The 9,272-nt window shown below is 49.5% G+C and carries 9 protein-coding genes and 1 rRNA gene; 1 reads left to right on the forward strand and 9 read right to left on the reverse strand.

The genetic code is table 11. The features are described from left to right. Positions 1-357, reverse strand: a 16S ribosomal RNA gene (locus tag PKI34_13335); the annotation flags it as partial. A 339-nt stretch (positions 358-696) separates the two neighbouring features. Here PKI34_13335 and PKI34_13340 point away from each other — a divergent pair. After that, the gene (locus PKI34_13340) at positions 697-1,266 is read left to right on the forward strand and encodes a hypothetical protein (protein HNS18788.1); all 570 of its coding nucleotides are present in this window, start codon (positions 697-699) and stop codon (positions 1,264-1,266) included. Positions 1,267-1,276: 10 nt separating this feature from the next. On the opposite strand, the gene PKI34_13345 is transcribed toward PKI34_13340, so the two are convergent. From PKI34_13345 to PKI34_13380, 8 genes are all read right to left on the reverse strand, one after another. Next, positions 1,277-2,743 (reverse strand): aminoacyl-histidine dipeptidase, encoded by a 1,467-nt coding sequence (locus PKI34_13345; GenBank protein ID HNS18789.1) that lies wholly within the window; start codon positions 2,741-2,743, stop codon positions 1,277-1,279. Positions 2,744-2,766: 23 nt separating this feature from the next. After that, entirely contained in the window at positions 2,767-3,420 is a 654-nt protein-coding gene (gene rpe / locus PKI34_13350) for a ribulose-phosphate 3-epimerase (protein ID HNS18790.1), read from the reverse strand. Further along, positions 3,417-4,280 carry a sigma-70 family RNA polymerase sigma factor gene (locus PKI34_13355; GenBank protein ID HNS18791.1) on the reverse strand — a complete coding sequence of 288 codons (864 nt, stop codon included), beginning with the start codon at positions 4,278-4,280 and terminating at the stop codon, positions 3,417-3,419. The genes rpe and PKI34_13355 overlap by 4 nt, the downstream gene beginning before the upstream one ends. Positions 4,281-4,346: 66 nt before the next feature. Beyond that, positions 4,347-6,488 (reverse strand): polyribonucleotide nucleotidyltransferase, encoded by a 2,142-nt coding sequence (gene pnp, locus PKI34_13360; GenBank protein HNS18792.1) that lies wholly within the window; start codon positions 6,486-6,488, stop codon positions 4,347-4,349. Between the two features lie 91 nt (positions 6,489-6,579). Beyond that, positions 6,580-6,849: a 30S ribosomal protein S15 gene (gene rpsO / locus PKI34_13365; protein HNS18793.1), complete on the reverse strand. Its 270-nt coding sequence runs from the start codon at positions 6,847-6,849 to the stop codon at positions 6,580-6,582. Between the two features lie 237 nt (positions 6,850-7,086). Further along, entirely contained in the window at positions 7,087-8,298 is a 1,212-nt protein-coding gene (locus tag PKI34_13370) for a hypothetical protein (protein ID HNS18794.1), read from the reverse strand. Then, a complete protein-coding gene (locus tag PKI34_13375; GenBank protein HNS18795.1) occupies positions 8,276-8,968 on the reverse strand; it encodes an ABC transporter ATP-binding protein in 693 nt (230 codons plus the stop codon). Before PKI34_13375 ends, PKI34_13370 begins: the two co-directional genes overlap by 23 nt. Positions 8,969-8,991: 23 nt before the next feature. After that, positions 8,992-9,272: FtsX-like permease family protein (locus PKI34_13380; protein HNS18796.1), on the reverse strand; the 281-nt coding region annotated here is incomplete at its 5' end.

Genomic DNA, 9,272 nt, shown 5'->3' on the forward strand with positions numbered 1-9,272 from the left:
CCTTACTGCTGCCTCCCGTAGGAGTCTGGTCCGTGTCTCAGTACCAGTGTGGGGGTAAATCCTCTCAGAACCCCTAGGCATCATCGCCTTGGTAAGCCGTTACCTTACCAACTAGCTAATGCCACGCATGCCCATCTTTAACCGCCGGAACTTTGATTCAAAAAACAGGTGTCTCCTGAATGTTATGGGGTATTATGCCCGATTTCTCGAGACTATTCCCCGGTTGAAGGTAGGTTGCATACGCGTTACGCACCCGTGCGCCACTCGTGTATCTCCGAAGAGACCTTACCGTTCGACTTGCATGTATTAAGCCTGCCGCTAGCGTTCATCCTGAGCCAGGATCAAACTCTTCATTGTAAAAATTGTTTGATCTTATTTTTCAGGGCATACTGTTTCTATCTCTTTAAGGGATAGGAAACCCGCTACTAGGCTCATCTTCAATTCTTTCAAAGAACATTTTTTTCTTTTCCACCTTTCCCCTGTCCATTCAGGGCGAAAAGGGCTGCAAAATTAAACCTCTTTTTTGAATTTACAAAATATTTTTAAAAATATTCGAAAAATTTCAAAAATTATTAGCGGAAAAGGATGGCAAAGGTAACACTAATTCCAATACTTTTACAAAAACATTTAAAAATATTTCTAAAACCCCGGCCACAATTTTCCCCTACATTTGCTACTTCATTGAAACTGTTTTACATGAATACAACAAAAAAGTTTCACCTGTACATCACTATTTTTCTTGCCCTGCTGTTCTTAGGCCGGTTAACCCCGCTGGCCGCCCAGAACACCTCTCGGGATTCCATCCCCCACACCCGGTCAGCCTTTAAAGACCGCATTTTCGTCGGAGGCAATCTGGGCGTTCAGTTTGGCACCGTCACCCTCGTCGATGTCTCCCCCCTGGTCGGCTACCGGATCACCGACCGGCTGAATGCCGCCGTGGGCATCATCTACCAGTACTACCACGAGGAATACTACCAATACAAATATTCAACCCATATTTTCGGCGGACGGACCTGGCTCAGATACTACATCTTCCAAGGATTGTTTGCCCATGCAGAATATGAACTCCTGAATTATGATCCCTACGATACATTCCTTGAAAATAACCGTATCAGCGTCAGCAGCTACCTGCTGGGAGGAGGATATACACAGTGGATTGGAGGGAGTTCTTTCCTTAGCCTCACGGTACTCTGGGACCTGAACGAATCCCCATATTCGATCTACCAAAATCCCATCTTCCAGGTGGGCTTTGGAATCGGCCTGTAAAATTTTTCCTTTAGGCAGTGACAGGCAGGCGCCTGAGAATTTCAAGCAGAAAATCCCAGAATTTCACCACAGAAGCGATCTCCAGGCGTTCGTCGGGTGAATGAACACCACGGAGGGTAGGCCCTATCGAGATCATGTCCAGCCCGGGGTATTTCTCCAGGAACAGGCCACATTCCAGACCGGCATGGATCGACCTGACGATGGGCTCTTTGGAGAAAAGATCCTGATAAGCTTCCACACTGATCTTCAGGATCTCTGAACCGGGATTCGGGCTCCATCCGGGATATCCGTCCGAATGCGTCACTTTGGCCCCTGCCAGCCGGAATACGCTTTCCACCATATGGGCAATGTCGTGCTTGGAGGAATTCGTGTCGCTGCGCTGACTGGTGCATACCTCCAGGTAGCCTTCATCTTTTGCCTTGATGGAAGCCAGATTGGTTGAGGTTTCCACCATGCCGGGCATACGCTGGCTCATGGCGATGACGCCGTGGGGGCAACCATACAATGCGTTCAGCAGTCTTTTCTGCAGCTTTTTCCCCATCGCCTTTTCGGGCAGTTCCGTTTCCTCTGCCGAAAAAAGCAGGTCAGGTTCGGTTATGCCCAGTTCATAGCGCAGATCTGCATAATAGCCGGCTACCCTGTCCAGGAATTTTTGCTGGTTCTTCAAAGGGACGAGGATGGTGGCGCTTGCCTCCCGGGGAATGGCATTGCGCAGGTTACCTCCTTCGATTGAGGCGACCCTGATCTGGCTGTCACGTGAGGCTTCCCATAGCAGGCGGGTCAGGATCTTAATGGAATTGCCCAGACCCTTGTGAATGTCATCCCCTGAATGGCCTCCTTTCAGCCCCCCCACTTTTACCCGGTATGCAATATAACTCCCAGCCACTTTCTTTTCCTTTATGGCAAATCGGGCAACCGTGTCCATTCCGCCAGCGCAGCCGATAAAGATCTCCCCTTCGTCTTCCGAATCCAGGTTGATCAGGATCGAACCTGTGATAAACCCCGGCATCATCCCAAAAGCTCCTGTTAACCCTGTTTCTTCGTCCACGGTAAAAAGACACTCCAGCGGACCGTGAGTTACTGAACCGGATGCAAGGATGGCCAGTTGTGCCGCCATACCGATACCGTCGTCAGCACCCAGTGTCGTCCCTTTAGCCTTGACCCACTCCCCGTCGATGTACGGCCTGATGGGATCCAGCAGAAAGTCGTGCGGACTGTCGCTGTTCTTCTCGCAGACCATGTCCATGTGGCTTTGCAGAACGACGGTTTTCAGTTTTTCCCTTCCCGGTGATGCCGGTTTGCGGATAAGGATGTTCCCCGTTTCATCGTACAGGGTTTCCAGCCTATGCTTTTTCCCAAAATTGATAAGGTATTCCCTGATTTTTTCTTCTTTTTTGGAGGGCCTTGGTACCTGGCAGATCTCTTCAAAATAATTCCAGAGAGGCGCAGGGTTGAGCTGGGATAATTTGGTAGACATATTATGCTTTTTGAAATTTGATTTTAACAAAGGTTTTTCAATCGTAAAATAGTCTCCGTTGGATTTTCAGATGCAAACACGGTGTTTCCTGCCACCAGCACATCCACTCCGGCTTCCACCAGTCTGGCTGCATTGGAAAGGTCCACTCCGCCGTCCACTTCGATGAGCACATTTGCTTTTCTGGCTACGATCATTTCTTTGAGCCGGCGGATCTTGGCGTAGCTGTTTTCAATGAAGCTTTGGGCTCCGAATCCGGGGTTGACCGACATGATCAGCACCATGTCAACATCTAGGAGGATATCTTCGAGGACTGATACCGGCGTATGCGGATTCAAAACCACTCCGGCTCTCATTCCAAGGGATTTGATCTTCTGGATGGTTCGGTGAAGGTGCGGGCAGGCTTCGTAATGGACCGTGAGGATAGCGGCCCCGAGAGTGTGGAATGTTTCCAGGTAACGATCGGGGTCAATGATCATCAGGTGAACGTCCAATGGTTTTTCGGCGTGTCGGGCGATCGCTTTGATGACCGGCATTCCGATGGAGATATTCGGCACAAAAACGCCGTCCATAATGTCGAGGTGGAACCAGTCGGCCTGACTGCGGTTCACTATTTCGATGTCGCGTTGCAGATTGGCAAAGTCGGCGGCAAGCAGGGAAGGAGCGACCAGGTGATTCATCCCAAATACGTCTTCAGTATCTTGCTCCGGGAAGTATGTTTCAGCCTCCGGATGGCTTTTTCCTTGATTTGCCTGACACGTTCGCGCGTCAGGTCGAATTTCTCACCGATCTCCTCCAGGGTCATGGGATGTGTCTGGTTCAGACCGAAATAAAGGCGTACCACATCGGCTTCCCGTGGAGTCAGGGTGGATATTGCCCTGTCAATTTCCTTTTTCAGTGATTCGTACATGAGCTGGGTTTCCGGAGTCGGACCATCGTCGTTCCGAAGCACATCATACATTGTATTATCTTCGTCCTGCACCAGCGGTGCATCCATGGAGATGTGCCGGCCTGAATTCTTGAGCGATTCCTTCACTTCGGTTTCCGTGATCTCCAGCAGATCGGCGATCTCCTCGGAGTTGGGTTCCCGCTCAAATTCCTGCTCCAGCTTGGCGTATGCCTTGTTGATCTTGTTGATGGATCCGATCTTGTTCAGAGGTAACCTTACAATACGGGACTGTTCAGCCAGGGCCTGGAGGATCGATTGACGTATCCACCATACGGCGTAAGAAATGAACTTGAATCCCCTCGTTTCATCGAAGCGCTGGGCAGCTTTTATCAGTCCAAGATTGCCTTCATTGATCAGGTCGGGCAAACTAAGTCCTTGGTTCTGATACTGCTTTGAAACGGAAACGACAAACCGAAGGTTTGATTTGGTCAGTTTCTCCAAGGCATCGCGATCGCCCTGTTTAATACGCTGGGCCAATGAAACTTCTTCATCGGCTGTGATCAACTCCACTTTACCAATTTCCTGCAGGTACTTGTCGAGGGATGCGGTTTCACGATTGGTGACCTGTTTGGTAATTTTAAGTTGCCTCATAAGCCTGGATTAATGATCAAGAGATTTAAAATTCATTTTACGGATTTTTATGGGAATGGTTACAAGCTATTCCGCCCTGGTTGGCGGTTTTGGGAGCAAAACCTTCCTGGAAAGCTTCAATTTACCGGTTCTCGGATCGATATCGATCAGTTTTACCTTGATCTTATCGCCTACCTTGAGCACCTTGTCGACTTCTGCAATGCGGCGCCAGTCGATCTCGGAAATATGCAGCAAGCCATCCTTGCCGGGCAGAATTTCAACAAAAGCGCCAAAAGAGGTAATGTTCTTGACGGTCCCCAGATAAACCTCATTCAGTTCAGGGATGGCCACAATCGCCTTGATCCTGTCCTTTGCTGCTTCAATCGAGACTTTATCCACGGCGAAGATGTCGATGATGCCCACTTCGCCCACTTCCTCGATAATGATCGTTGAATTGGTGGAGCTCTGGATCTCCTGGATGATTTTACCACCTGGTCCGATCACTGCCCCAATGAATTCCTTGGCAATGGTCATCTGTTCGATTCTCGGGACAAAGGGTTTATAATCCTCTCTTGGCACGGCGATCGTCTTTTCCATGATATCCAGGATATGCAGTCTGCCTTTCCGGGCCTGATCAAGGGCTTCTGTCAAAACTTCATACGACAGGCCTTCCACTTTGATGTCCATCTGGCAGGCTGTGATCCCATCGCGTGTGCCAGTCACCTTGAAGTCCATATCCCCCAGATGATCTTCGTCGCCCAGGATATCGGACAGAACGGCATATTTGCCGGTTTCCTTTTCCGTGATCAGCCCCATGGCAATTCCCGAGACCGGTTTATGGATCTTCACGCCTGCGTCCATCAGGGCAAGCGTCCCGGCACAGACCGTGGCCATGGATGACGAGCCGTTGGATTCGAGTATATCGGAAACCACCCGGATGGTATAGGGATTTGCAGGGCTGGCAGGGATCACCGGTTTAAGTGCCCTCATGGCCAGGTTGCCATGACCGACCTCCCTGCGGCTGGTGCCACGCATAGGCTTGACTTCACCGGTAGAGAAAGGCGGGAAATTATAGTGCAGCATGAAGTTGCTTTTTCCTTCATAAACGGCTCCGTCGACCACCTGCTCGTCGAGTTTGGTGCCCAGGGTGACGGTCGTCAGGGATTGGGTTTCACCGCGGGTAAAGATGGAAGACCCATGGGCTGCGGGGAGATAGTCCACCTCGCACCAGATCGGCCGGACCTCGTCCAGCCCGCGGCCGTCCAGGCGTTTCCTGGCATCCAGTACCAATTTTCTGACAGCCTGCTTATGGATCTCGTGATAGTATTTCTGAACAAGCGGTACTTTTGCCTCCCTGAGTTCTTCGGGGATCGTCTCTATGAATGCATTTTTAATGGTTTCAAAAGCTTCAGTACGTTCACGTTTCACGGGAATGATGGAAGCGGCTGCATCGTATGTTTGTTGATGCGTCGCATTCCGGAGTTCCTCGTAGAGTTCCGGATCGTTCGTTTCGTGGCAGTATTCCCTTTTCACAACAGGCCGTCCCAGCATTTCAGCCAGTTCCAGTTGTGCCCTGCATTGGACCCGGATGGCCTCATGCGCTATTTTCAGGGCTTCGATCATGGTGGATTCCTGTACCTCTTTCATTTCTCCCTCCACCATGACAATGTTGTCGATCGTAGCGGCAACGACCAGGTCGAGGTCTGCTTCTTCCAGCTGTGATATCAGCGGAGTGATCAGGAACTCACCATTGATCCTTGCGATCCTGACTTCCGAGATGGGTCCCTGGAAGGGGATATCGGAGATGGTGAGAGCAGCTGATGCTGCCAGTGCAGCCAGCGAATCCGGTGGCAGGTTCTTATCCCCGGAGATGAGGGTAATGATGACCTGTATCTCTGCGTGGAAATCATCCGGGAAAAGAGGTCTGAGAGCACGATCCACCAGCCGGGCAGTCAGAACTTCATGATCGGAAGGCCGCGCTTCCCGTTTAATGAAACCACCCGGAAAACGCCCCGTTGCAGAATACCTCTCCCGGTACTCCACCGAGAGGGGTAAGAAATCACTTCCTTCCACTGCATCTTTTTTGGCAACTACCGTTGCCAGCAACATGGTGTCGCCCAGCCTGACAACGGCGGCACCATCAGCCTGCCGTGCTAAACGACCCGTTTCTATGGATACAGTTCTTCCGTCATTTAAATCAAATGACTTGATGATACCTTCTGATGACATAAAAATAATATTACGTGAAGAGAAATCGATACGACTTAATACAAAAAAAAAGGCAACTGGAGATTGCCTTCAACGAGGAACGTGTTATAACTTACTTTCTGATATTCAGTTTTTTAATGATTTCGCGGTAGCGTTCAATATCCTTATTTTTCAGGAATTCCAGCAATTTTTTTCTTTTACCTACCAACATGACAAGTGATCGCTCAGTGGACAGATCCTTTGGATTGGTTTTGAGATGTTCGGTGAGGTGTTTAATGCGGTAGGTAAACAAAGCAACCTGCGCTTCCGTTGATCCTGTGTCAAATTCGGATTTTCCGAATTCCTTGAACGCATTCTTTTTAACTTCCGGTGTAATGAACATCGATGAACTTTTATTTCGCTTTTATACTTTTATTTTAAGGGCTGCAAAATTAATACATAATTCGATTGGAAACAATTGTTGCAAAAAAAAATAAATATATGGTCATTCATAGTCATTAGCCCGGCGCCTTGCGGGGCCTCGCGTGATTAATGGTTATTAGCTCGGCCTTTCAGGCCTCGCGTGATTAATGGTTATTAAAATAACAACTAATAACAACAAATAACCATAAATACCCCCCTAAAAACTCCATTTCAACCGTACATACCAGAATTTACCGTAGTCCCCGTATTCGGTTCCGTCGGCACCGTAAAAAAGCTGGGCGATGAGCAGGAGGTAAAGATTATCGGTCAGGGAGATGTCGACCGATGGGCCTATAAAAAAGGAATGATCGCACGGATTGTAGATCCCTGCCAGGTCGGCCCTGACCAGGGGAGTGACCGGGTAAGCGATCTCGCCGAAAAGAGAATAACGCGCCCGGGTGAAATCCTTTACCGAAATATTCCTCAGGTCCAGCATGGTGCTTCCTCCGGCTTTTCCCGTGGTCCCTGCACTGTTATAGAGTGCGGAAGCATGAAGGTATAGTCCGCTTTTGAGTGTATAGTCACCATCAATGGCAGCCACCAGTTGCCCGGTCGTATCTGAAAAATTTTCTGCTGAGCGGAAATACGTGAACTCACCCCGAAACCCGCCTCCGGATATATCCCCGCTCCATCCACCTCCTATGACCAGATCTTCAACCATCTGACCTGCCATAAACTGAAAATCGTATTCACGGCGGTTAAAACGGTACATGGCTGCGGCCGTCAGCCGCCGGTCGTGATTCAGGCTGGCAGCAAGCTGAACGGAAGAAGTCATCCCCGGGTAGTATTCGATCTGCAGGGCATCGCATCCGGGTCGCTCTTCATAATCGAAATCAAAGTAAGAAAACGAATTGAAGATATCATTCGGTGTCCATATGAAATTGGTTCCCCAGTTAATCCGTTGCCTCCCCAGGTTGAATTCCCATTTTTTGAATGAATATTTCAGGTTCAACCGGTCGAGACCGGCCAAAAAAACATAGGAATCCGCATCATCCATGACCCAGGTAAGGTCCAGAAAGCCGGGATCACGGTCCATGGTCTTGCTAAAATCCGGTAACTGGTATTGCATTAACTGTATGTAATTACCAAAAAGAAAGCGGATACGCATCCCTGCTTCCAGGACCAGGCCATTGGCAGGGAACCATTTCAGGGTCATCCGGTTGTTGATCTCATTATTCAGGTACCATTCCTTTCTAAAATTTTCATAACTGATCATCTGCAGGTCTTTGATATAACCGTTGAACTGCCATTTGCCTGGGGAAGAATCCTGGCCTGCCGAACTTACCGCAAGGCAGAGCGTGGAGCAGGCGAAAAGAATGATCTTGGCCGGGATGCTCATGTTCGTATCAATGGGGAAGCTGTTCAACATCACTTTTGACACGACCGTCTTCGATCGTGATCACCCGGTGTGCTTTGTTCACCACCCTTGCATCATGTGTTGAAAAGATAAAGGTCATCGCTTCTTCGTGGTTCAGCTTTTCCATGATTTCCAGCAGGTTTTCTGTCGACTTGGTGTCAAGGTTGGCCGTGGGCTCATCAGCAAGGATGAATCGTGGCCTGGATGCCAGTGCCCTTGCAACGGCCACACGTTGTTGTTCCCCGCCGGATAATTCGCCCGGGCGCTTATGAAGCTTGTCGCCCAATCCGACCTGGGTAAGCAATTCGATGGCCCGATGCTGGCGCTCAGCCTTCGTTTTTTTCTGCAAAAGCAGGATGAATTCGACATTTTCGAGGGCTGTCAGCACAGGGATCAGGTTGTAGGATTGAAAGACAAAACCGATGTTGTTCAGGCGGAAGTCGATGAGCTGGGATGATTTGAGTTTTGACAGATTGGTGCCGCCAATGATGATCTCCCCTGATGTTGGCATATCGAGACCGCCGATCAGGTTCAGCAGGGTGGTCTTGCCGGAACCCGATGGTCCGACGATGCAGGTGAATTCGGCCTCCGCAAAGTCAATGGTCACATCCTTCACTGCATGAACCTTTACCTCGGAGGCATTGTATATTTTATTCACCAGCTTCAATACAAGTACGTTCATATCCTGTCAGGTTTATGATGGTTCTATACGGTTCTGAGCGCGTCCACCGGGTTTAGCTTCAAAGCCTTGCGGGCCGGCCAGAGTGATGAAATGATCGCCGTGGTGATGACCATGATCGTCGTAAATACAAAAAATTCAGGGGTCACCACCGGGTACACCTTCGCTGCATAGCCAATGGCCTCGAAACCCTCTCCCCAGCCGGCAAAATGGATCCCTGTCCTGCCCAGGATTTTTATGATCGTCCATCCGGAAAGCATTCCGGCTGCCGCTCCGACAAAAGTCAAAAAAATGGTTTCCAGCATGA

This window comes from Bacteroidales bacterium, from assembly GCA_035342335.1.
In the GTDB taxonomy this organism is placed as follows: Bacteria; Bacteroidota; Bacteroidia; order Bacteroidales; family JAGONC01; genus JAGONC01.